Genomic DNA, 22379 nt, shown 5'->3' with positions numbered 1-22379 from the left:
CTTTTTCAAAAAGTTGGGACAAATTGCTATTTTAGGGGGTAATTCAACCTCATGAAGACCAAAATCCTGTATTTTCTTTGCTTTCTCTTTATAACTCACGCCAAAACTATTGCCCAAGAAGATAAGAAACGGGATAGTCTGTTGGAAGTTTTTGCGCAACAAACTGTGGACACTTCCAAAATTGGAACTTTACAAAAGCTTTTTACCCATCTTAGGCACAAAGATCCACAAAAAGCATTTTCCTATAACGATCAATCCTTAAACCTTTCCCGTAAAATACAATTTTCAAAGGGCGAAGGGGTGGCTTACCTCAATAAGGCTTATCACTTTCGATTTTTGCCTAATGTGGATTCTTCACGGTATTATTTTGAAAAATCCATCAACATACTTAAAAAAGCAGAGGAAAAGAAAGAACTGTGGACTACCCTCAACGAATATGCAACCTTGGAAACTCTTCAAGGCAATTTTAAAAAAGCGTTGGATCTGGCGGATGAGGGCATAAAAATTGCCCAAGCGCTACAAAACAGTTTGCAGATAGTGGATAACCTTCAGCGAAAATCCACTATTTACATGGATACCGGCGACTTTAACCTGGCAATGGAAGAGGTTCTGAAAGCCTCAAGGATCTTGGACACCATTACGCCGCCCAACCCCAAAAGGAAAGCTATAGCCTTGGCCGATATAGGAAGGGTGGAAATGCTTCGGGGCAATTACGACCTTTCTTTGGAACCCCTCAAAACTTCCCTCAACATTTTCAAGGAATTAAAGGATGAGCAATGGATCGCTACCATCTATATTGAAATTGGCAATGTGTATTGGTACCTGAATGATTATGAAAGCTCCAAAAAAAATTATGAGGAAAGCTTGGAGATCAGCTATCGCATGAACCGCGATGATTATATCGCGGCCAACTTGACCAATTTGGGGTTGATCTTGCAGGACATGGAGCAATATGATAAGGCAATCGATTACTTACTGAAGGGCAATGCAGTTACCAAAAAGATTGGCTCCATCAACAATCTTATCATCAGTCATAATGATATAGGTACTGCTTATTTCAAAAATGGTGATTATAAAAATTCGATTATCAATCATACCAGGGCCATAGCCTTGGCCGATTCGATAAAAGCTTTGGACATTTTAGGGGACGGGTACTTTGGCCGTTCCAAAGCCTATGAAGAAGTTGGCGATTATGCCAATGCCCTGTCCGACCAAAGAAATTATCAAAAAGTGAGCGATAGTGTTTTCAACCTTCAAAAAGCAAAACAAATTGATGAATTGAAGACCCAGTACGAAACTGAAAAGAAAGAACAGCAGATCGTTTTGTTGGAGCAAGAAGCCAAAGTGAGCAATCTTCAAAAACTACTTTTAGGGGTCGGGCTTGGATTATCGATTTTGGTGTTCGGCTTTGGTTTTTATGGCATCCGTCAAAAATTGAAACGCAACAAATTGGAGAAAGAAAAGGTAGATTCCGAATTGGCTTTCAAAAAGAAGGAACTGACCACTCATGCCCTTCATTTGGCCAAAAAGAACGAAGTTTTGGAAGACCTGAAACAAAAGGCCGAAGAATTGAAGCAAGCCGATGCCTCCAAAAATGGGTACCAACAACTTATCCGAACCATTGATTTTGACCTTCAGGATGACAACAACTGGAAAAACTTTTCCCGCTATTTTGAAGAGGTCCACAAAGATTTCAACAGCAATGTAAAGGCCAAGTTCCCAGACATCACGGCCAACGAATTACGCCTACTTGCCCTTTTAAAGATGAATTTGTCCTCCAAGGAAATTGCCAATATTCTGAATATTTCGCAGGAAGGCATCAAAAAAGCGCGTTATAGATTGCGCAAAAAATTGAACATCACCACTGAAGATTCCCTTCAAGACTTGGTGCTAAGTCTATAAAAACCCCTTTCTTCTGTCCACCTGATGTCCCTTTACTAAAACTGGGGTGTCCACCTTTTGTCCACCGTCAATATTTCCCTCCTCAAAATCAGCATTTTATGTTTGTCCTGTCAATGATTTTGACAAAACCGTTTTGTGGTCTTGCTCGGCTAAGGGCTGCAGACCGTTACCGGGCGAGTCGCACAAAACGCATTAAAAAGTTTAACCACAAAACACAGAATCATGAAAACAACATTTAATAATTACAGTAAAATGGCCCTCACCTTACTGGTCGTTTTATTTATGGCCTGTAGTAAGGATGAATCGGCAGAACCTACAAAAAAAGGGATAGAGGTACTACCTAGCCCCATTTCCACAAATGAATTTGAAACTGATGAAGGGGAAATCGGTATCAGTATCAGCGGTAGGGATATTGCAAAAAAAGGATATGTACCTTACAAAGTCATTATTTCAATAGAGTCCACCTCAAACATAGAGGACCAAGTCGTTCTTTTTGACGAACTGAACAATCTGGCCAACTTATCTTTTAAAAATGAGGATTTGGAAGAATCCATCAAACAAGAACTTAAAGAAGGTATTCCAATTTCGGTAACGGTTTTGGATGAAAATGACGCAGTCCTGGCAACTCAAAACTTCGCGAAACTTTCCTTCGCATCCAGTCCCAATGAAAAAGAGATTACCGCCGATAGTTTAGATGACCTGTTCGCTGAAGTTACTTTAAGGGAAGACCTCAAGTATTTTATGCAGGTAGTGAATATGGACAATGAAGTTATTGGGGTGCCCAGTTCCCAACTTTATACCAACACTACAAACCTGGCAACAGATGTCCGATATAGACAAGAATTGGATTATTCTGCCAATGCCACATTTTCATTGGAAGATTTTTCCACTTATTATTTTAAAAAGATTCCTGGAAACGAAGAATACTATTCCATTGGGGTACATAACAACAGTGACCTACATTATTTGTACATGTATGGTACTCAGCTCCGAATCCAAAGTAAAGCGAATATTACACAAAATGGAGGTAACACCAACGTGTTGGATTATCCTAACTATTGGTTTAAAATAGTAAAAGAAGCTCCCGGACTTTTCAAAATCGTACCCAACGGGGCAGATAATCCACTGATTTTATCCGGACAAGGCTTTGCGGTTGCAGATAATCCCGATCCAGATGAACCCCTATACTTTAGGATCATGCTTTTTGATATAGATTGGGATATTTTGGCCGTAGATTCCAAATTTATGAATCCGATCATGCCTTCTTCAGCAACCAGCAGTGCCTATAACAGCACCCTGCGTAATTGCAGCAGTGGTTCATTAACACAAACGATAGGTGAAAGCAACACCATCACCACCACACAAGTAGCCGGATGGGAAGAAAGTATGTCTGTATCCTCAACTAATACAGTTAGTGTTTCCGTGACCATTGCTCATGAAGCCGAGACTAAATTCTTTGGAACGGGCGGTAAAACTTCCGGATCTATTACCGGAAGCTATGAATATTCCAAATCCCTGACTTCAACCAATACCAAATCTGGAAGTCTCAGTACCCAAAAATCGGTGCAGGTATCCGTTTCCAGGGAAATAGGAGTGCCACCGGGAACTGCGATTGCCGTGGCCGATGTTTACCAACAATATGTGAACATAAAAGTTCCCTTTGCACAGCGTTTTAGAATTTCAGGTAAATACCGAGAAGACAATAGTGAGCTGACAGGACAAGAAATACTTACCCAATTTGCCTTTAACAGCTTTACCGGTGTGGTAACCGATGTACAAGCCAATTTTATTGAAGTAACGGTTCGTGGTACTACTACCATTGATAGAATCATTGAAACTTCCACTGAAACAAGGGATATACCCAACTCATGTAATTAGGTGAAGATCACTATAAAAAAAGCCCCGGGAACCACTCCGGGGCTTTTAAATAAAATCAAAACCAACCTAAACATATGAGTTAACCAACTCAAAATATTTACTTTTTCATAGCAATTTTCAATAATGGAACAACCAAGTAGCAAAATACCCTACCTCGTTTTCCAAAAAATTTTCAGATTATTTTGAAAAAAAAATATAAGAATCTGTTTTTAAAGGAATTACCTAATGTTTTAAAACAATGAATTCCTCACTGAAGGGGTCCAGTGTTTCCAGTAATAAGGAAATAAAGCTGTCTCCCATCTCCAAATAGAGTTCGGAAAAGTTCCATTGGCGCTCCTGTAGGGATTTGTTGGGGAACAACTCGTTCTGAAGCTCGGTCAAACGGACTACATGGTCCTTCAATTTTCTTTTTTGGGCCTTCAACAAGCGCTTTTCAAGGGCATCCAAACCTTTTTTCTGTTTCACTTCTTGGGCTTTTACCGCTCCCAAAAAGCTTTCATCGGTCTGTTGGGCCAATGCATACAAATGCTTGAACTGCTCTTCCAATAACTTTTTCTGGGGAGAAAAGTCAATGTCGATATTGGAAATATCCCGGATTTTCTTGTTGATCAATGAAGTTTGTTTCAGAAAGAGATGTGAAACTTGAAGACCCATTTTCTCTACTTTTTCGGACTGCTTTTCGGTAATGACCAAAACCGAGTTGCGGAGCATCAGCATGGGAAAAGTGACCCCGAGTGCCTCAAAATAAGATTTGAGTTCCAGCCAATAGGCCAACTCGCCTCCCCCACCAATATAACAGAGGTTGGGTAAGATCACTTCTTGGTACAACGGCCTTGCTACTACGTTAGGTGAAAAACGTTCAGGATGGTTTTCCAGTTCTTCGATTAAAGCTTCTGGAGTAAAATCGATATGGGTATTGATCACGTGGTACTTTCCGTTCTTCTCTACAATCCGCTCGCGAACATCATCCTTCAGGTAAAAATAATTGATTTCCCGAGGGTTGACTTGAATAATGTAATCTGAAGAGACTTTGCTCAGTTGCTCAATACTTTCCGATACTTTTACAAAAGGCACCTTTTCGAAAATATCCTTTTTGACAAAGGGTACCAGTAATTTTTTGAGTTGGGTATCATCACCATCCACAATCACCAATCCTTGCTCCCCAAAAAGCGCATTGGCCAAATATCTTGTAGCTTCAGTAAGGGTATCATGTTCCAAATAAGCCTGTTGGAACAGCTTCTTCAGAGACTCCGCTTGTCCAAATTGTCCTACTTCGCTGGCAAATGTTTCAAATACCTGGTCCAATCCTTCGGTGGACAAACGTCCCACGGCACCCTTCGCTTTTTTGTTCCAGTGGATTTTTTTCCCATGCAGATTGAAGTAGTTGATTTCGTCAAAATCATGGTCCTCGGTGGCCATCCAATACACAGCTACAAAATGATGCTTTGGGTAACGTTCCTTCAGTTTTTGGGCCAAATTGATAGTAGACACAATCTTGTAGAGAAAATATAAGGGACCGGTGAACAGGTTCAATTGATGACCTGTTACCACTGTAAAAGTGGTATCCTCACCCAGTTTTGAAATATGGTGAGCAGTAGCCTCTGAAATGGCAACTCCCTCATATTGGTTATTCAGTGCATTGACCAGAACCCTTCTATGTTCCTTTGGGAAATTGGTTTGCTTTTCTTGTATCTGAGCCTCAAAGTTTTCCAAAGTCGGATACCTGTTGAAGAACGGTTTCAATTCTTCATGTTGATCTAGGTAATCGCAAATAAGTTTGGAAAAATAACCGGTTTCCTTAAAAGGTATACAATCTACGTCCATTCAAACTGTAATGAGGTGTTCAAAGATAACTCACTTCTTTTTTAGTCGTCCTAAAAATACGTTAATTGCATTTTTTACAAATTTGGTCGAGTGGACTCATAAAATTTGGGTGCCACCAACATTTTATTAGTAGATTTGAAATCCAACTAATGAAACCAAACATGACCCGATTTTTATTTTCCCTCATTCTCCTATTATCTCTTACCCTTACCGCACAACAGTTAAAATCCCCATCCGAATTTTTGGGTTACGAACTGGGCTCTGAATTCACCCGTCATTATGAAGTGGTGGATTATTACGAATATTTGGCAAAAGCTGCTCCTGATCGTGTTAAACTTACCGTCTATGGCCAGACCAACGAGCGTAGACCTTTGATTGTGGCTTATGTAAGTTCTGCGCAAAATATTTCCAATTTGGAAGACATCCGATTGGAGCATTTAAAAGAAACCAAGGGAGAAGGAACTTCGGAAAAGGCTATTGTTTGGTTGAGCTATAACGTGCACGGAAACGAAAGTGTGAGCACCGAAGCTTCCATGAAGACGATTTATGAATTATTGACGAGCAAAAGCTCTTATCTGGAAAATACCGTGGTGATCATGGATCCCTGTATTAACCCTGATGGTAGGGACCGATATAGCAACTGGTACAACCAATACAAGAATACTCCCAACCAAGTAGACCCTAACAGCAAGGAGCACAATGAAGGATGGTGGGGAGGCCGTAGCAATCACTATATGTTCGACCTTAACCGCGATTGGGCCTGGTTGACACAGGTGGAAAGTCAGCAACGGTTAAAAATGTACAATCAATGGATGCCCCACGTGCATGTGGATTTCCACGAACAAGGAGTCAACAATCCTTATTATTTTGCTCCTGCAACGGAGCCCTATCACGAATTGATCACCGATTTCCAACGTGATTTTCAGGTGACATTGGGTCGCAACCATGCCAAGTATTTTGATGCCAATGGTTGGTTCTATTTCACCAAAGAAGTTTTTGACCTTTTATACCCAAGCTATGGTGACACCTACCCTATTTACAACGGTGCCATCGGGATGACCTATGAGCAAGGTGGTGGCGGAAGGGCCGGTTTGGGCATCATCACCGGAAATGGTGACACCTTGACCTTGAAGGATAGGATTGATCACCACTACACTACAGGAATTTCCACGGTGGAGGTATCATCAAAAAACGCGGCTAAGCTTAATGAAGAGTTCAAAAAATTCTACAAAAACCAAAATTTCAAATACAAGAGTTATGTTCTTAAAGGGAATGAAGACAAGTTGAAATCCTTGAAAACCCTTTTGGAAAAACACCAGATCCAATACGGTGACTTGACCAGTGGATCATACAAAGGCCACGAATATGCAACCGGAAAAAGCGGAAGCATGTCCGTGAACGGTAATGGCTTGGTGATTTCCACCAATCAGCCCAAGGGAACTTTGGTGACGGTTTTGTTCGAGCCCAATGCCAAACTTTCGGATTCATTGACCTATGACATCACTGCTTGGTCATTGCCTTATGCCTATGGTTTGGAAGCCCTTGCTTCACCAACTTTGGTTTCGCCACAAAATGCAACAGAAAGTGCAATTTCTACTACCGCAGATAAAAATACCTATGCTTACCTAGCAGATTGGAACAGCGTTGAAGATGCCAAGTTTTTGGCAGCCTTGATCAAGGAAGGAGTTCGCGTACGCAAGGCCAACCTTCCTTTTAAAATGGATGGCAAATCTTTTGAGAGAGGTACTTTGATCATTACCAAATCGGACAACGAAAACAGAACGGATTTTGCTAAAATCCTTCAAACTACTGCTGAAAAATTCCAAAAGAACCTGACTCCCGTTACTACAGGCTTTGTGGATTCCGGAAAAGATTTCGGTTCCTCCTACGTACAAATGATTACCAAACCTAAAATTGCAGTCTTGTCCGGAGAACCTACCTCAACCTTGCGTTTTGGAGAAATCTGGCACTTTTTTGAACAACAACTCCACTATCCGATCACTGTGTTAGATGGGGATTATGCCAAAAGAGTAGATCTTGGCGAATACAATATCTTGATTCTTCCCGATGGCCGTTATGGCAATTACTTTAATGAAAGTGAACTTGCCGATTTGAAAGATTGGGTTCGCCAAGGAGGTAAGATCATAGCCATGGGTGGAGCCATTGATGCCATTGATGGCGAAAAAGGTTTCGGCATCCAGAAAAAAGAAATGGAAAAAGATTCCGGTAAAACCGACCCCAAACCCTATGAAGATTGGGAGCGTGAAAGCATAAAAAGTGCCATTACCGGGGCTATTTTCAAAGCCAAAGTGGACAATACCAATCCGTTGGCCTATGGGTATGGCAAAGACTATTTCACCTTAAAATTGGGCAGTGCCAGTTTTGATTATTTGAAAGGCGGAAGCGCTGTGTACTTGGAAAAAGATGCCAAACCGTTCTCTGGATTTGCAGGCAGTGAGGCCCAAAAACAAGTTTCAGGAACTTTGGTTTACGGAACAGAAGGCTTTGGCCGTGGCCAAGTGATCTACATGGTGGACAACCCATTGTTCAGAGGTTTTTGGGAAAACGGGAAACTGTTTTTCGCCAATGCCCTTTTCATGGTGGAATAAAAAGACTTTAAGTTGATTTTTAACAACTTAACACGTTAGGTTGTATACTTTTCGAAATCCAAAATTTTGTATCTTTAATAGGATTTTGGGTAAAGATTATGGATGCACAACTAAACAAAACGGTTCCCTTTTTGGGAAAAATATCGACATTACTGCTTTCCACAGTGATGGTCGTTTTACTTATAGGCCCTTCCCATGCTTTTGGTTTTCAGGAAGAAACAAATGACTATAATCAATACAGCGGGGAAGTGGTTGATGAAGCCACCAATAAACCTTTGGTTTTTGCAACCCTAGCTGTGGAAGGAACCAATATCAGCACCATTTCCAACACCGAAGGGAATTTTTTGTTGAAGGTTCCAAAAGATGTCACCAGTCAGAACCTGATTGTCTCCTTTTTGGGCTATAAAACCAAAACGGTGCCCCTTTCGCAATTATCCGAAGAAAGGAACAAGATTTCCTTGGAAATATCGGTAACGCAATTGTCGGAGATCAATATCAATGCACCTAAGGATGCTACGGCCCTCGTCAGGGAAACCATGGCGAGACGTGATGATAATTATTTTGAAAATTCAACCTTGATGACGGCCTTTTATCGAGAAACCATCAAGAAGCGAAGAAAAAACGTATCCCTTTCCGAAGCGGTAGTCAATATTTACAAAACCCCTTATGATTCCAATCGGGACGACGCCGTGGAACTTTACAAATCACGAAAAAGTACCGATTACAGCAAGTTGGACACCGTTGCCTTAAAACTTCAGGGGGGGCCATACAACACTCTTTATGTGGATATCATGAAATATCCTGAATACATCTTTTCGCCAGAAATGATGTCCAGCTATAGGTTTTGGTTCGACCGTTCCACTCGTATCAATGACAAGCTTGTTTATGTAATCAAATTCAACCAACTTGAAGGTGTAGTAGAACCATTATACCAAGGAGAATTGTTCATTGATGTGGAAAACAAGATTTTGACCAATGCCAATTTTTCCCTCAACATTACTGACCGCAAAAAAGCAGCAGAACTTTTTGTTCGCAGAAAGCCGGCTGGAGTGGATGTTTGGCCCACCCAGGTCTCCTATAGGGTAGATTATCGTGAGAAAAATGGGAAATGGTATTATGGATATAGCAGTGTTACCATGGAGTTCAAGGTAGATTGGGAGGACAAATGGTTCAATTCCATTTACAGTATGAATGCCGAAATGGCCATTACCGATTGGGAAGATAACATGACCGGCGAGTTGCCCCGAAATAGGGAACGCATCAAAAAATCCATCATCATGAGTGATGAGGCCACAGGCTTTTCCGAACCTGATTTTTGGGGAGAATACAACATCATTGAACCAGAAAAATCCATTGAGTCTGCCATCAAGAAAATACAACGCCAACTTCGTAGAACGGAACGGAACAGCGACTGATTGGGGCAATCCATAATTTTTATGGATATTTACCTAGACTCAAAGCCCAGGTAAAATTTCAATCCCGTAATTATTCCATGTCCAAAAGAAGAATTTTTCTTAAATCCGCAACCGTTTTGGGAGCCGCTACATTACTGCCTAATCCTAGTTGGGGAAATAATCCAACACCCTTTGCATTACCTAAAATAAAACCCAAAAAACTCAAAAAAGGGGATACCATTGGATTGGTAGCTCCCGGGTATGCCATTAAACCCGAGGTTTTGGAAAGGGCTTTGGCCACTTTAAAGGAAATGGGCTTTAAAACTTTTCATACCGATAGGTTGATCGGCAACCACGGCTATTTCAGTAACACGGATGAGGAGCGGGCAAAGGATGTAAATGAAATGTTCGTCAATCCTGATATAGATGGAATTTTATGCGCCCGTGGCGGTTATGGATGTACCCGAATTTTGGACAAACTGGATTATGAAAATATCAGGAACAATCCGAAGGTTTTAATCGGATTCAGTGATATCACCGCATTGATACAGGCCATTTACAAGGAAACCGGCCTTGTGTGCTTTCACGGACCAGTGGGCAGCACACTTGACGATACCTTCAGTCAGAAATACTTCAAAAAAGTGTTGATGAAAGGTAAAGATTCACAAAAGATTAAAAACGCAAAACTGACCGATCCCGAGTTCTTGAAGAATTCTGAATATGAGCGGTATACCATCACAAATGGTTACTGTGAAGGAGAATTGGCAGGCGGTAGCCTAACCTTGGTCAACGCTTTGATCGGCACTCCCCATGAAATCGATTTTACGGACAAGCTCGTTTTTTTGGAAGATGTGGAAGAAGCTCCCTACCGTATTGACCGTATGTTAACCCAGTTAATCGAAGGTCCCACCCTTAAAAAAGCGAAAGGGATCCTATTTGGTGTTTGTAAAGGGTGCCACCGCGAAAAAAAGGAAGATAATTTCACCCTGAAGGAAGTCATCATGGACCGTATTGCCCCATTGGGCATGCCAGCGGCATATGGTATGAGCTTTGGTCATGTTCCCAATAATTTTACCCTTCCCGTTGGCACCCGTGCATCTTTCAATGCTACAGAGTTGTCCTTGGAACTTTTGGAAGCAGCTGTACATTAAAAAAAGTAGATCTATTTAAGAGCAATTGAAATCAATTTTATGCTTTCCAGACACCTTTTTTAAATTTTATCTCCCCCCTCAGAAGGCACATTGGACATTCAAATATATCTCTATATTTACACCGTAACATAAATTTTATCAAAACATGAAAAAACTATTTTTCGTTGCAATTTCAGTAATTGCATTCACGTACTCATCTAATGCCCAAGAAGTTAGATTTGGAGCAACAGCGGGTTACCTTAATGCGAGAGGAAGTATAAAGGCAGATGGCTTGACCGTTTCCGCATCTGAATCAGGATTCTACTTTGGTGCTGTGGCGGATTTTACAGTTTCAGACAATTTTAATGTTCAACCAGAGCTACTTTATGCAACCGTAGATGGATCCAGTGCCATAATGCTACCGATTCTCGGAAAAATTGCCATTGCAGAAAAATTAAATTTTCAAGTAGGACCACAAGTGGTTTTTTCCCTTGAAGAATCCGTGGAGGACTTTAGCAATGTAGAATTGGATATTGCTGGAGGTATCGGTTATGATATTGATGAGGACTTTTTTCTGGAAGCTAGGTATACCTTTCAGATAAATAACTCTTACACCGGTAGTGAAGATGTAAAGGTTAGGGGAAACTACCTAACTATTGGAGTTGGTTATAAATTCTTATAATCCATACACTAATTCCAAAATTAAAGGGGCAGTTAAAAAACTGCCCCTTTTTGTTTTATTGAAAATCCAAATGGTCTATTTGGAAAACGCTTTCAACGTTTTGATGATAATATCCACACAGTCCAATAACTGTTCATGGTTCATCACCAAAGGAGGCGCAAACCGAATGATGTTCCCGTGGGTAGGCTTGGCCAAAAGGCCATTCTCCTTCAGTGCCATACAAATATCCCAAGCCGTAGAACTGTCCTCGGTATCATTGATCACAATGGCATTCAACAATCCCTTGCCCCTAACCTGAGAAACTAAATCGCAAGTGGGGATAAACTTGTTCAGTTCTTCGCGGAACACTTCACCCAACTCCATGGCATTTTCGGCCAACTGTTCCTCTTTGATGACTTCCAAAGCTGCAATGGCCACAGCCGCGGCCACTGGATTTCCTCCAAAGGTACTGCCATGACTTCCTGGGGTAATCACCTCCATGATCTCATTATTGGCCAAAACCGCCGAAACGGGATAAACGCCTCCTGAAAGGGCCTTGCCTAGAATCAGGATATCGGGTTGTACATTTTCGTGGTCCACTGCAAGCATTTTTCCTGTTCTTGCAATACCCGTCTGTACTTCATCGGCAATGAACAGCACATTGTATTTTTCACAAAGTGCCTTCGCTTTTGCCAAATACCCTTCACTAGGAACGTACACTCCTGCTTCCCCTTGGATGGGTTCCACCAAGAAACCGGCAACATTGGGGTTGCTTTGCAAAGTTTGTTCCAAGGCATCCAGATTATCATATGCAATTTTGATAAATCCTTCGGTAAAAGGTCCATAATTTGTCCTTGCCACTGGATCATTGGAAAAGGAAATGATGGTGGTGGTTCTTCCGTGAAAATTATTCTCGCACACAATCACTTGAGCCTGGTTCTCAGGAATTCCCTTCTTTTGGTATGCCCATCGTCTACAAATCTTCAAAGCGGTCTCTACAGCTTCGGCCCCTGTATTCATGGGCAACAATTTATCGAACCCAAAAGTTGCCGTGGCATATTGTTCGTATTTCCCCAACATATCGTTGTAAAAAGCCCTTGAAGTCAAGGTAAGGGTTTGGGCCTGTTGCACCATTGCTCCCACAATCTTGGGATGGCAATGCCCTTGGTTTACAGCTGAGTAGGCAGATAAAAAATCGTAATACCTCTTACCTTCCACATCCCAAACATAAACACCTTCACCCCTACTCAATACAACGGGCAATGGGTGATAATTATGGGCACCGTACTTGTTTTCCAGATCAATCGCTTGCTGCGATGTTAAATGCTCTAAAACAGCCATTTCAATAATTTTTAAAATTCATAAAACAACCATTCCTACAATACCTTTATTCTTTCGAGGACTCGAAAAAGCAGCGTGGGAGAGAAATCATCCCTAGAAGTGCCCGCAAATTACAAATTATTGTTCAATAGCAAGGCCTTGTCATGCTTGATTCTACTGCAATTTAGCTGTAAAGTTTAGGTTCGATTTAAGAAGCTTGGAGCCTCCAAATACCAAAAAGAAGTTACTTTTGCGCCATGCGTAGTAAGAACAAGCGACAAACTTTTGAAAACGTAACGGTAGTTGATGCCGGGGCCAAGGGAAAATCAGTAGGTAAGGCGCCGGATGGCAGGGTGGTCTTTTTGTCCAATGCCGTTCCTGGCGATGTGGTGGATGTAATGACCACCAAAAAGAGAAGCGCCTATTTTGAAGGTGTTGCCACACGTTTCCATATCCTTTCCGATAAAAGGACCCAGCCCGAGTGCCAGCATTTTGGCGTTTGCGGAGGTTGTAAATGGCAAAACATGGCCTATGAACACCAACTTCATTTCAAACAAAATGAAGTGGAGAACAATCTAAAACGCATCGGCCATCTGGAACTTCCAGAAATCAGCCCCATTTTAGGTTCCAAGAAGCAATATTTCTACAGGAACAAAATGGAATTCTCCTTTTCCAGCAGTCGGTGGTTAACGGAATCAGAAATCAATTCCGAGAAGGACATTGAAGATCGCAGGGCTTTGGGATTTCATATTCCAGGGATGTGGGACAAGATTCTGGACATAAAAAAATGTCACTTACAACAAGACCCCTCCAACGCCATTAGATTGGAAACCAAACTATTTGCCATCAAAAATGGATTATCCTTTTTTGATCCCCGAAAACAAGAGGGGCTTTTGCGCACCATGATGATACGCACCGCTTCCACAGGGGAAATCATGTTGCTCGTTCAATTTTTTGAAGATAAAAAAGAACAGCGGGAGCTGCTTTTGAACCATTTGGCTCAAACTTTTCCTGAAATCACCTCTTTGCTCTACGTCATCAATTCCAAACAAAATGACACCATTTACGATCAAGAAGTGATCTGCTTTTCAGGACGTGATCATATTTTTGAGGAAATGGAAGGGCTGCAATTCAAGATCAACGCCAAATCGTTCTACCAGACCAATTCGGAACAGGCATATGAACTTTACAAAGTGACCCGGAATTTTGCAGGACTTACCGGTGATGAACTGGTTTATGATCTTTATACCGGAACCGGGACCATTGCACAATTCGTTTCAAAAAAGGCCAAAAAGGTTATTGGGGTGGAATCGGTTCCCGAAGCCATTGAAGATGCCAAGGCCAATGCTAGTCATAACAATATTACCAATGTTGAATTTTTTGTTGGGGATATGAAAAATGTCTTCAACGATCAATTCATTGCCCAACATGGGCAACCTGCTGTGATCATCACCGATCCCCCACGGGATGGCATGCACAAAAATGTGGTGGAGCAATTATTACAAGTGGCCCCACCTAAAATTGTTTATGTAAGCTGCAATAGCGCAACCCAAGCGAGGGATTTGGCTCTTATGAAGGAATTGTACGAAGTCACCAAAGTACAACCCGTTGATATGTTTCCACAGACCCATCACGTTGAAAATGTTGTACTTTTGGAAAAACGGGCCAATCTTTAATTAAAAGGACAGTAAACCGGAATGAAGAAAATAATCCCCTTCCTACTTATCATCTCCATGGTCATTTATGTTTCCTCCTGTGAAAAGGATGATATCTGTGTAAACGGAGATACTCCGTTACTGATTGTCAGATTTTATGATATTGCCGATACCACGGCAAGTAAAGATGTACCCTCATTACGGATTAAGGAAGTCATTCTGAACAGTGCCGTGAATACCTTCACCGACCGTTCAAGCAATTTGGATTCCATAGGAATTCCGATCCGTTCTGATGCCACTACCACATCTTTTGCCTTTATCACCAATTCTGCGGACGATGCGGATACCGGTGAGGAAACTGGAAACATTGATACCCTTACTTTTACCTATACCACAAGAGAAGCTTTTATTTCAAGTGCCTGCGGTTTTGTGATGAACTTTGACAACCTAAGTGTTTCACTGCCTGCAAGCGCCAATAACTGGATCCAGGATATTAAAGTGGTTCAAGAATCTGTAGAAAACTCCGATAATGTACATGTCAAAATATATTATTAGTCTCACCTTAATCCTTTTGCCCCTTAATTTATTGGGGCAAAGTGAACCCATTGACCTTCAGAAAAAGGATACGGTGGAGTACAAGGAGCAATACGGCCTTCGAGTGGGCGCGGACATCAGCAAACTGGTCCTTTCTTTTGTTGATGAAGATTATACGGGGCTTGAGTTGGTCGGGGACTATCGCCTTACCCATAAATTGTATTTGGCCGCCGAAATAGGGAACGAAACCAAAACCCAATCCGAAAACCTGTCCCAGACTCTTTTGTATAATTTTGAAACAACAGGAAGTTACATAAAGGCTGGTGTGGATATGAACACCTACGAGAACTGGTTCGGGATGAACAATTCCATCATTCTTGGCGGACGGTATGCGGTAGCAAGCTTTAGCCAAACCCTAAACGATTACTCCATTTTTGACAGCAATCAATATTACAATCAAGAATTCTTGGCAGGGGCCGAGCCAGGACGTGAATTTACAGGATTGACGGCTTCTTGGCTGGAGTTGGTGGTCGGAATCAAAGCGGAACTTTTTGCCAATATTTATGTGGGCATGAGTGCCCGACTTGGTTTTTTGATCACCAACAAGGAAGATGAAAATTTTCCCAATCTCTGGATCCCTGGATTCAACAAGGTCACTGATGGCAGCAATTTTGGAGTGAACTACAATTATTCCATCACCTATCTGATTCCTTTTTACAAAAAATCGAAGAAGAAAAAAGAACCAAATCCACAATAAGATGGAAAACAACAAGATTAACTACATCGAATTTAAGGGCAAAGATCTTGGTAAGATCAAAGAATTTTATGGCCTGACATTTGGTTGGACTTTTACCGATTACGGTCCTGAATATATTGCCTTTTCCAATAGTGGTCTTGAAGGTGGTTTTGCCCAATCTAACGAAACCATAACCAACGGGGCATTGGTGGTCCTTTACCATGATAATTTAGAGGAAATCCAAGAAAAAGTAGTACGATCAGGTGGCACCATTGTTCAGGAAATCTTTTCGTTCCCAGGAGGCAGAAGGTTCCATTTTACGGACCCTTCGGGCAATGAACTGGCCATTTGGTCCGACAAATAAAAAAGAGCCTGATCAATCAGGCTCTTTTTCTTTGCAATTAGATTGAGTTAGTTAGTTTTTGCTTTTAAAAACTTACCAAAGCTAATCAATTAATTCACTTATCCAAATTTTTTAACCCATTGTTACATTCTCAACTCGGATTGTTATGAGGTTTGGCTTTTCGGCTTCCTTCATACATTTCATACTGCACAAATTTGGATTCCAATTTTCCATTGAACGCCTTTATTTTTTGGGATGGTCTAAGGCCAACATGTTTTAACGCTTCTAGGTTGGATGTGATCAACCAAGCTTTTGTTCCAGGGTAACTCTGCTTTAACGTATCCCCTATTTTGGCGTAAAATTCCTCCACATCAATGGGCAAACGTTCCCCATACGGAGGATTGAACACTATGTGCAACGGCCCATCAACTGGTTTTTCGGTATAAAAGAAATCCTTACGTTCCACTGTGATGTATTCAGCTAAATTGGCGTTTTCAGCATTTTCCTGAGATTTTCTAACTGCCGATGGAGCTTTGTCGTACCCTAAGATCTTGTGATGGAATTCCCTAGTTTTCTTCAAACTGGCATCCACAATTTTTTGGTGCAATTCAGGGTCATAATCCTTCCAATGCATAAAGGCATAGGATTCCCTGTTGATGTTGGCCGGAATATTACAAGCGATCATGGCCGCTTCGATCAAAAAAGTACCACTACCACACATGGGATCCAAAAAATCCGATTGTCCGTCCCAACCACTCATCAATAGTAATCCTGCCGCCAAAACTTCGTTTATAGGTGCAATATTGGTCAGGATACGATACCCACGTTGATGCAGGGAACTCCCAGAGCTATCCAAGGAAACGGTACACGTATTTTTGAAGATATGGATATTGATTCTAACATCGGGATCTTGTGTGCTTACATTGGGACGTTGCCTCACCACCGCCCGGAATTTATCCACAATGGCATCCTTCGCCTTCAAGGACACAAACATGGAGTTGTTGAACACATCCGAAGTTACAATTGAATCAATGGCGAAGTTTTTCTCAACATCGAAGAGAGAGGGCCAATCCAAGGAATAGATATGGTTATAGAGATCTTTTTCATTAAAAACCTGAAACGTTTTTATGGGCTTATACACCTTTAAAGCGGTTCGTAAGCACAAATTGGCCTTGTACATAAAGCCTGTGTCCCCTTCAAAGGTTACGTTCCTTACGCCCTCTACCACCTGTCCGGCACCCAAATCCCGAAGTTCCTTTGCCAAAATAGGCTCGAAACCATACAGGGTCTTCGCCATCATTTTAAAATTTCCCGCCATACCTTCAATACATCTTTCCGCAAAAATAGGCTATTTTTACACCATCAAGTCTGCCTATGGATTTTCCTTCACTTTTCGTTTATATCATCCCCATGTTGGCCGTTTGGATCGGGTTTGCCTTTGTTTGGTTCATCAAGCCACAAAACACCGGGAACATTAAGCTTCTATTGGCCTTTAGCGGTGCCTTTTTATTGTCCCTCACCTTTTTTGAACTATTGCCTGAAGTTTATGAAGATAACAATCCAAAGACTGTTGCCCTGTTTATTTTGGGTGGAATTTTATTACAGATCTTTTTGGAATTCTTTTCCAAGGGAGCGGAACATGGACATATGCACATCCATTTGAAGGAAAATAAATTTCCGACTTTGTTGTTCTTGAGCCTCTCCATTCACGCGCTTGTCGAAGGCGTTCCCATTCACGGTAATAATGCCATTTTATACGGTATCGTGATCCATAAAATTCCGATTGCCATCATTTTAAGTATCTTTTTCATCAACTCCAAGATGAAGATGGGTTCCATTTTATTGTTTGTTACTGCCTTTTCCTTGATGACCCCACTAGGCAGTTACTTGTCCACCTCTCCTTGGATTGCCAATTATGGCCAATTTTTGACCGCTTTGGCCATTGGGGTGTTCTTCCATATCTCTACCATTATCCTATTTGAAAGCTCCCAAGGGCATGCCTTCAATTTGAGGAAATTGTTGGTCATTATTCTGGGAGTTGGGATTGCCTATTTGGTATAAGCAATAGTTTTGTCCTATCACACCCTTTGTCGAATATTCCGACATTTTTTGATACTATTTTTGTGGTATTGACAATTTGGGTTAGATTTAAAAAATTAAACTCAACCTTGCGCATGAAAAAATACTTACCATTCCAAATCTTATTTTTTTTCTTTTTGTTATTTCCTGCTCCTCAGATTCTGAAGATCCAACACCAGAACCGGATGTCACTGCACCAACTGTCGGTGTTCAAATAGCAGGATCAACCAACAATTCTACTGGCGAGCCACCAGTTTTCAGCAATCAAATTACCATTAATATCAGTGCACAGGATGCTGGTGGAGTTGCCAAAGTGGAGGCATTTATCAATGATCAAAAAGTAGGCGAGGACAGCAGTGCACCTTTTCAACTCACGATTGACCTATCTGGTTACTCCTCGAAAATTCCAAGTACTGGAAAGTTTCAGGATTATATTTTAAAAATTGTGGCCACGGACACCTCTGGAAACGAAGGGGTTTCAGAGCAAATCATACATATAGACAATGAGTTGCCTTCAATTGTCAATGTTTCCTTATTAAATTCAAGTATCATTAATGGAGACGTAAATGCTGTTACCTTTGAGGTGACTGACAACGAAGGTCTTACATCGGTTAAAACATTTTTAAACAATGAACTACTTCAAGAAATTACCGATGGGGTATTTGAAATCAACATCAACACGTTGGATTTGAATGATGGTAATAACGCTTTCAAAATCGAAGCCGTTGATCTTGCTCAAAATACAGCAACCTTTGATGTAACCTTTATTGCCGATAACACAGGACCGACAATTGCTTTGGAATCACTAGAGGCCAATCAAATCATTGATGAACCAACACTTTTTAATCCTAATGTTACGGATGAATACTCGGATATTACCTCAGTCGAGTTTCTATTAGGGGAATCCTCTCAACTCCTTATTGAAAGCGCACCCAACTATGAGTGGGAATTAGACCCTGCTGCTTTTGCCACTGGGGCAATTAGTGTTTATATCAAAGCTTTGGACGCCCTGGGAAATGAAAGCATGGAAGAATACCCTATTGAAATTTTGAGAAGATTGATAACCATTGCCATTCCCGCCAATTTTTATGGCACCAACACGGCAAGATTGTTTGTCTTTGCCTCTGGAATGGACGGTCAATTGTTGGATGTTGAAAGAATTTATAGTGATTCGGAAATCATAAGACTACATACTTTAAATGAAATCGGAGGTGAATTTGAATATATGCTGACTTTTGGAGAGTATATAAGTGGGTCCCTAGGTAATTCTAGTGAATTCACGACGGTGCAGAATATTTCACCATCATTGCTTCCGCAAATCAATTTAAGTACCTATTACAGATTTTCCAGCCAAGTGGATTCCTATATAATCCCGACGGAAAATTTCGATTTTAATGATGAATTGAATCTAATAGGACAAGGCTTTGATTACTATGGTTATTTCCATCAAGCTGAAAATGGGCCAACAGAAGAAATTTCTGTTACCCAAAAATACAATGTCAACAGTTCCTTGAAGTCATCTGCTATTTATCTAGCACTATACAATAACACCTTGAACAATTATTCCTATGCCCTTTTGGATCCAAGTTCACTTTCCAACCTGGTCGTTTCGGCAGATATGTTTTCCACCCAAGGTGTTGAACAAAGATTTTATGAACCTGTCATGAACGGGCAAGCGTTTGAAAGCACAACCATTGAGCTTCAAGGTTATCTGAGCCAGGAAGATTTCAACAACAATGTTTCACATTTGATTCATAATTATGGTTATGGATATATTCCACCAAATGGTGTCCCTTACTTCTTTAACAATGCTTTTTCAAATTACAAATACACAGTTAGGATAAATGACTACTTTACGGAAAGGACGGGTGAACCAGAATTAAGTTTTAGCCCGGTGGATTGGACCATAGATTACACCTATTTGAACAACCAAATTAACTTGACCAAATCTGGTTCTGGTCATACGATGGGCAAAATATTTATTGATTCCGATACCCCAGAGATCATCAACGGATTGAATATCTCATATAGATGGAACATTGCATTTGATAGCCAGAAGATGGATCAAGTAATATTACCTCAAATTCCGGAAGAAATACAAACCTGGGGCTTTTACCCCATTTACGAGAATAGCGGATTTAAAGTACAACAAGTAGAGTTAAAGGGATTTGAAGGCATCCTTGATTTTGATAGCTTTTTGAATGGTGTAATAAAGGATAACAAGTTCCCATATACGATTTCACCTAAAATGGAATCGAAGTTTAAATCTACTTCCCAGGGATATTATTACCGTGCACCCAATTTTCTATTGGATTAATTTATAGATAAGCCACCAATGGCTTATCGCACCTCCCAAGACAAAAAAATGCCATATAAGATGATTATATGGTATTTTTTTTATGGCATAAAACAGAATGCCAATGGTATAAAATGCACCTCCCAAGGAAAGATATAACAAGCCTTTTGTAGACATATGTTCCAATAAATAGGGCAGATCGATAACGATCAACCATCCCATTACACCATATAGGACCAGGGAGAAAGCTTCCAGCTTACCCGTAAAAAAAAGTTTAAGAATAGTTCCGAACAAAGCAATACCCCAAACCATAAAAAATAACAACCAACCTTTTGATGGCAATAATACGGTCAAGCAAACAGGGGTATACGTTCCGGCTATCAAATAATAGATGCTGATATGATCGAGTATCCTAAGCTTCCTTTTCACTTTTGGATTTTGAACAGAGTGGTAAACTGTGGATGTTGAGAACAACAATACCAAGGAAATCGAATATACTAAAAGACTTCCTTTTAGATAGGGTTGGACTGCTTCATTTTGAAAAAGCAAAAAGCTTCCTAATAAAGCCAATGCAATTCCAAGGGCATGGGAATAGGCATTCCACCGTTCCTCAAGAAGGGTAGGATTGGTTTTAGGCGTCAAATAGTTGGTTATTTATAGCGTTTACCATGTTTAATGACCATATCTACATCTTGCAGTAAACTGATGTACCGCATAACATCACCTTTTACCGCTATAATATCCGCATACTTTCCAGGAGTAACCGTGCCAACATCATCTGCTACACCCATCCAAAGGGCTGGCCAATAGGTGGCAGCACGTATGGCGTACATAGGGTCAATACCAAACTCGTTCACCCAAACATCTAGTTCGTTCCAAGTGGATTGGCTATGGAACTTCATCGGAATCCCACTATCAGTCCCGATCATCAGTACAACACCTGCATCTAACAACTGTTTCATTTTAGTCTGAAGGGTGGGCTTTCTAGAGGGTGTTAGTTGAAAATATGGAAGTCTATCTGGGTGCTTAAAACTATTCTTGATATCGGTTATCACACTATCCGGTAGTCCTAGGTGCCACGAGGTATCATCCAGCACCTCTTGATTATCCCTTACGTACTCATAATTATAAAGACCTTCTACGGTTGGGCACCAAAAAAGTGGTCCTTTGTTCATTTGGGCCGTACGTTCAACTATCATTTTTATGATATCGTCAGGATAGCTAGGAGCGGACGACAATCCAGTATGTTCAAAACAATCGACACCTACCTCTAAACCTCTACGAATTTCTTCGGGTCGATGACCATGTGCTACAACCTTTAAATTATGTTTATGTGCTTCATCAACCACTGCCCGCAATTCATCCATGGTCATTTGATCATGATCTATCAGCTTGATGACATCCACACCTGCATTTGCCAATTTCCTAATTTTTTTTCTACCATCTTCAGCATTGGAAACGCCCCATCTAAAATCTTCGGTACCAGGGTACGGTTCGTGTTGAATAAATGGTCCGGAAACATATAAAGTTGATCCTGGAATTTTACCAGAATTGATTGCATCGCGTACGGCGATACTTTCTTCCAAAGGGGCACCAAGATCTCGGGCACTAGTAACACCTGCCATTAATAATTGGTAGGCCGATGCAGGCATGATTACATCTTTGAGCAATGGAGGATATGTCTTGTCCCAATAGGCATAATCCGCATGCCCATTGATCATGGTATGCACATGCATATCCCATAATCCTGGAAGTATACTCATACCTTCAGTGGATATTACTTCAGCATGATCAGAACAGGAAGGGTCTCCACGGTACCTACAGCTGTAATTCGCTCACCATCAATTAGGATTACACTGTTTTTAATCGGATTTGAACCAAATCCATCAATTAAAGTTCCACCTACAAGTGCTTTTAGCTGATTTTGTTGGGAGAACATTAATACATTGGTCAAAAGAAAGCAAATGAAGAGTTGAAGTTTAAGCATTTCCCGGTGATTTTTGCTAAAGATAATGCAT

At 40.9% G+C, this 22379-nt stretch carries 17 protein-coding genes and 1 pseudogene; 12 read left to right on the top strand and 6 right to left on the bottom strand.

Going from position 1 to position 22379, the window contains the following annotated elements:
• Positions 1-51: 51 nt before the first annotated feature.
• The gene (locus LKX84_RS17530; RefSeq protein WP_228238978.1) at positions 52-1902 is read left to right on the top strand and encodes a tetratricopeptide repeat protein; all 1851 of its coding nucleotides are present in this window, start codon (positions 52-54) and stop codon (positions 1900-1902) included.
• Positions 1903-2124: 222 nt separating this feature from the next.
• Entirely contained in the window at positions 2125-3780 is a 1656-nt protein-coding gene (locus tag LKX84_RS17525) for a hypothetical protein (RefSeq protein ID WP_228238976.1), read from the top strand.
• Between the two features lie 222 nt (positions 3781-4002).
• On the opposite strand, the gene bshC is transcribed toward LKX84_RS17525, so the two are convergent.
• Entirely contained in the window at positions 4003-5604 is a 1602-nt protein-coding gene (gene bshC / locus LKX84_RS17520; protein ID WP_228238974.1) for a bacillithiol biosynthesis cysteine-adding enzyme BshC, read from the bottom strand.
• Positions 5605-5765: 161 nt separating this feature from the next.
• Here bshC and LKX84_RS17515 point away from each other — a divergent pair, with 161 nt between their 5' ends.
• From LKX84_RS17515 to LKX84_RS17500, 4 genes are all read left to right on the top strand, one after another.
• Complete coding sequence (locus LKX84_RS17515; RefSeq protein WP_228238973.1) at positions 5766-8213, top strand: M14 family metallopeptidase; 2448 nt, start codon at positions 5766-5768, stop codon at positions 8211-8213.
• A gap of 98 nt (positions 8214-8311) precedes the next feature.
• Positions 8312-9628 carry a carboxypeptidase-like regulatory domain-containing protein gene (locus tag LKX84_RS17510; RefSeq protein ID WP_228238972.1) on the top strand — a complete coding sequence of 439 codons (1317 nt, stop codon included), beginning with the start codon at positions 8312-8314 and terminating at the stop codon, positions 9626-9628.
• 77 nt (positions 9629-9705) lie between these two features.
• Positions 9706-10758: an LD-carboxypeptidase gene (locus LKX84_RS17505; RefSeq protein WP_228238970.1), complete on the top strand. Its 1053-nt coding sequence runs from the start codon at positions 9706-9708 to the stop codon at positions 10756-10758.
• 145 nt (positions 10759-10903) lie between these two features.
• Positions 10904-11419, top strand: a complete 516-nt coding sequence (locus LKX84_RS17500; RefSeq protein ID WP_228238969.1) for a porin family protein — start codon at positions 10904-10906, stop codon at positions 11417-11419.
• Between the two features lie 75 nt (positions 11420-11494).
• Here LKX84_RS17500 and rocD read toward each other — a convergent pair whose 3' ends face one another.
• On the bottom strand, positions 11495-12739 hold the full coding sequence (gene rocD / locus LKX84_RS17495; RefSeq protein ID WP_228238968.1) for an ornithine--oxo-acid transaminase: 1245 nt from the start codon (positions 12737-12739) through the stop codon (positions 11495-11497).
• Between the two features lie 236 nt (positions 12740-12975).
• Between rocD and rlmD the strand changes: the two genes are divergently transcribed.
• Genes rlmD through LKX84_RS17475 form a run of 4 tightly spaced genes read left to right on the top strand, consistent with a single transcriptional unit; the run spans position 12976 to position 16007 of the window.
• The gene (gene rlmD, locus LKX84_RS17490) at positions 12976-14394 is read left to right on the top strand and encodes a 23S rRNA (uracil(1939)-C(5))-methyltransferase RlmD (RefSeq protein ID WP_228238966.1); all 1419 of its coding nucleotides are present in this window, start codon (positions 12976-12978) and stop codon (positions 14392-14394) included.
• 21 nt (positions 14395-14415) lie between these two features.
• Entirely contained in the window at positions 14416-14928 is a 513-nt protein-coding gene (locus LKX84_RS17485; RefSeq protein ID WP_228238964.1) for a DUF6452 family protein, read from the top strand.
• Positions 14909-15664: a DUF6048 family protein gene (locus LKX84_RS17480; protein WP_228238962.1), complete on the top strand. Its 756-nt coding sequence runs from the start codon at positions 14909-14911 to the stop codon at positions 15662-15664. Before LKX84_RS17485 ends, LKX84_RS17480 begins: the two co-directional genes overlap by 20 nt.
• A gap of 1 nt (position 15665) precedes the next feature.
• Positions 15666-16007, top strand: coding sequence for a VOC family protein (locus LKX84_RS17475; RefSeq protein WP_228238960.1), 342 nt, complete (start codon positions 15666-15668; stop codon positions 16005-16007).
• 130 nt (positions 16008-16137) lie between these two features.
• On the opposite strand, the gene LKX84_RS17470 is transcribed toward LKX84_RS17475, so the two are convergent.
• On the bottom strand, positions 16138-17304 hold the full coding sequence (locus LKX84_RS17470; protein WP_228238959.1) for a class I SAM-dependent RNA methyltransferase: 1167 nt from the start codon (positions 17302-17304) through the stop codon (positions 16138-16140).
• Positions 17305-17360: 56 nt separating this feature from the next.
• On the opposite strand from LKX84_RS17470, the gene LKX84_RS17465 reads away from it, so the two are divergent.
• Together LKX84_RS17465 and LKX84_RS17460 are read left to right on the top strand one after the other, a co-directional pair.
• Positions 17361-18047 carry a ZIP family metal transporter gene (locus tag LKX84_RS17465; protein WP_228238958.1) on the top strand — a complete coding sequence of 229 codons (687 nt, stop codon included), beginning with the start codon at positions 17361-17363 and terminating at the stop codon, positions 18045-18047.
• 94 nt (positions 18048-18141) lie between these two features.
• Positions 18142-20382 (top strand): Ig-like domain-containing protein, encoded by a 2241-nt coding sequence (locus LKX84_RS17460; protein ID WP_317206486.1) that lies wholly within the window; start codon positions 18142-18144, stop codon positions 20380-20382.
• Here LKX84_RS17460 and trhA read toward each other — a convergent pair.
• From trhA to LKX84_RS17445, 3 genes and pseudogenes are all read right to left on the bottom strand, one after another.
• Entirely contained in the window at positions 20371-21003 is a 633-nt protein-coding gene (gene trhA, locus LKX84_RS17455) for a PAQR family membrane homeostasis protein TrhA (protein ID WP_228238954.1), read from the bottom strand. The genes LKX84_RS17460 and trhA overlap by 12 nt on opposite strands.
• 8 nt (positions 21004-21011) lie before the next feature.
• Positions 21012-22124: an amidohydrolase family protein gene (locus tag LKX84_RS17450; protein WP_228238953.1), complete on the bottom strand. Its 1113-nt coding sequence runs from the start codon at positions 22122-22124 to the stop codon at positions 21012-21014.
• A gap of 14 nt (positions 22125-22138) precedes the next feature.
• Positions 22139-22379: pseudogene (locus LKX84_RS17445) on the bottom strand (hypothetical protein); the annotation flags it as partial.

The sequence above is a fragment of the Allomuricauda sp. M10 genome (assembly GCF_020782875.1).
GTDB lineage: Bacteria > Bacteroidota > Bacteroidia > Flavobacteriales > Flavobacteriaceae > Flagellimonas.
Note: the sequence above shows the minus strand (reverse complement) of the source record. Positions and strands in the feature narration are given on the sequence as shown.

What these genes read in the sequence shown, in the direction of transcription:
- LKX84_RS17475 (WP_228238960.1), top strand. Translation starts at nt 15,666, where the DNA reads ATGGAAAACAACAAGATTAACTACATCGAATTTAAGGGCAAAGATCTT.
- bshC (WP_228238974.1), bottom strand. Translation starts at nt 5,604, where the DNA reads ATGGACGTAGATTGTATACCTTTTAAGGAAACCGGTTATTTTTCCAAA.
- LKX84_RS17525 (WP_228238976.1), top strand. Translation starts at nt 2,125, where the DNA reads ATGAAAACAACATTTAATAATTACAGTAAAATGGCCCTCACCTTACTG.
- LKX84_RS17515 (WP_228238973.1), top strand. Translation starts at nt 5,766, where the DNA reads ATGACCCGATTTTTATTTTCCCTCATTCTCCTATTATCTCTTACCCTT.
- LKX84_RS17530 (WP_228238978.1), top strand. Translation starts at nt 52, where the DNA reads ATGAAGACCAAAATCCTGTATTTTCTTTGCTTTCTCTTTATAACTCAC.
- LKX84_RS17465 (WP_228238958.1), top strand. Translation starts at nt 17,361, where the DNA reads ATGGATTTTCCTTCACTTTTCGTTTATATCATCCCCATGTTGGCCGTT.
- LKX84_RS17470 (WP_228238959.1), bottom strand. Translation starts at nt 17,304, where the DNA reads ATGGCGGGAAATTTTAAAATGATGGCGAAGACCCTGTATGGTTTCGAG.
- rocD (WP_228238968.1), bottom strand. Translation starts at nt 12,739, where the DNA reads ATGGCTGTTTTAGAGCATTTAACATCGCAGCAAGCGATTGATCTGGAA.
- LKX84_RS17450 (WP_228238953.1), bottom strand. Translation starts at nt 22,124, where the DNA reads ATGAGTATACTTCCAGGATTATGGGATATGCATGTGCATACCATGATC.
- LKX84_RS17485 (WP_228238964.1), top strand. Translation starts at nt 14,416, where the DNA reads ATGAAGAAAATAATCCCCTTCCTACTTATCATCTCCATGGTCATTTAT.
- LKX84_RS17510 (WP_228238972.1), top strand. Translation starts at nt 8,312, where the DNA reads ATGGATGCACAACTAAACAAAACGGTTCCCTTTTTGGGAAAAATATCG.
- LKX84_RS17500 (WP_228238969.1), top strand. Translation starts at nt 10,904, where the DNA reads ATGAAAAAACTATTTTTCGTTGCAATTTCAGTAATTGCATTCACGTAC.
- LKX84_RS17505 (WP_228238970.1), top strand. Translation starts at nt 9,706, where the DNA reads ATGTCCAAAAGAAGAATTTTTCTTAAATCCGCAACCGTTTTGGGAGCC.
- LKX84_RS17480 (WP_228238962.1), top strand. Translation starts at nt 14,909, where the DNA reads ATGTCAAAATATATTATTAGTCTCACCTTAATCCTTTTGCCCCTTAAT.
- rlmD (WP_228238966.1), top strand. Translation starts at nt 12,976, where the DNA reads ATGCGTAGTAAGAACAAGCGACAAACTTTTGAAAACGTAACGGTAGTT.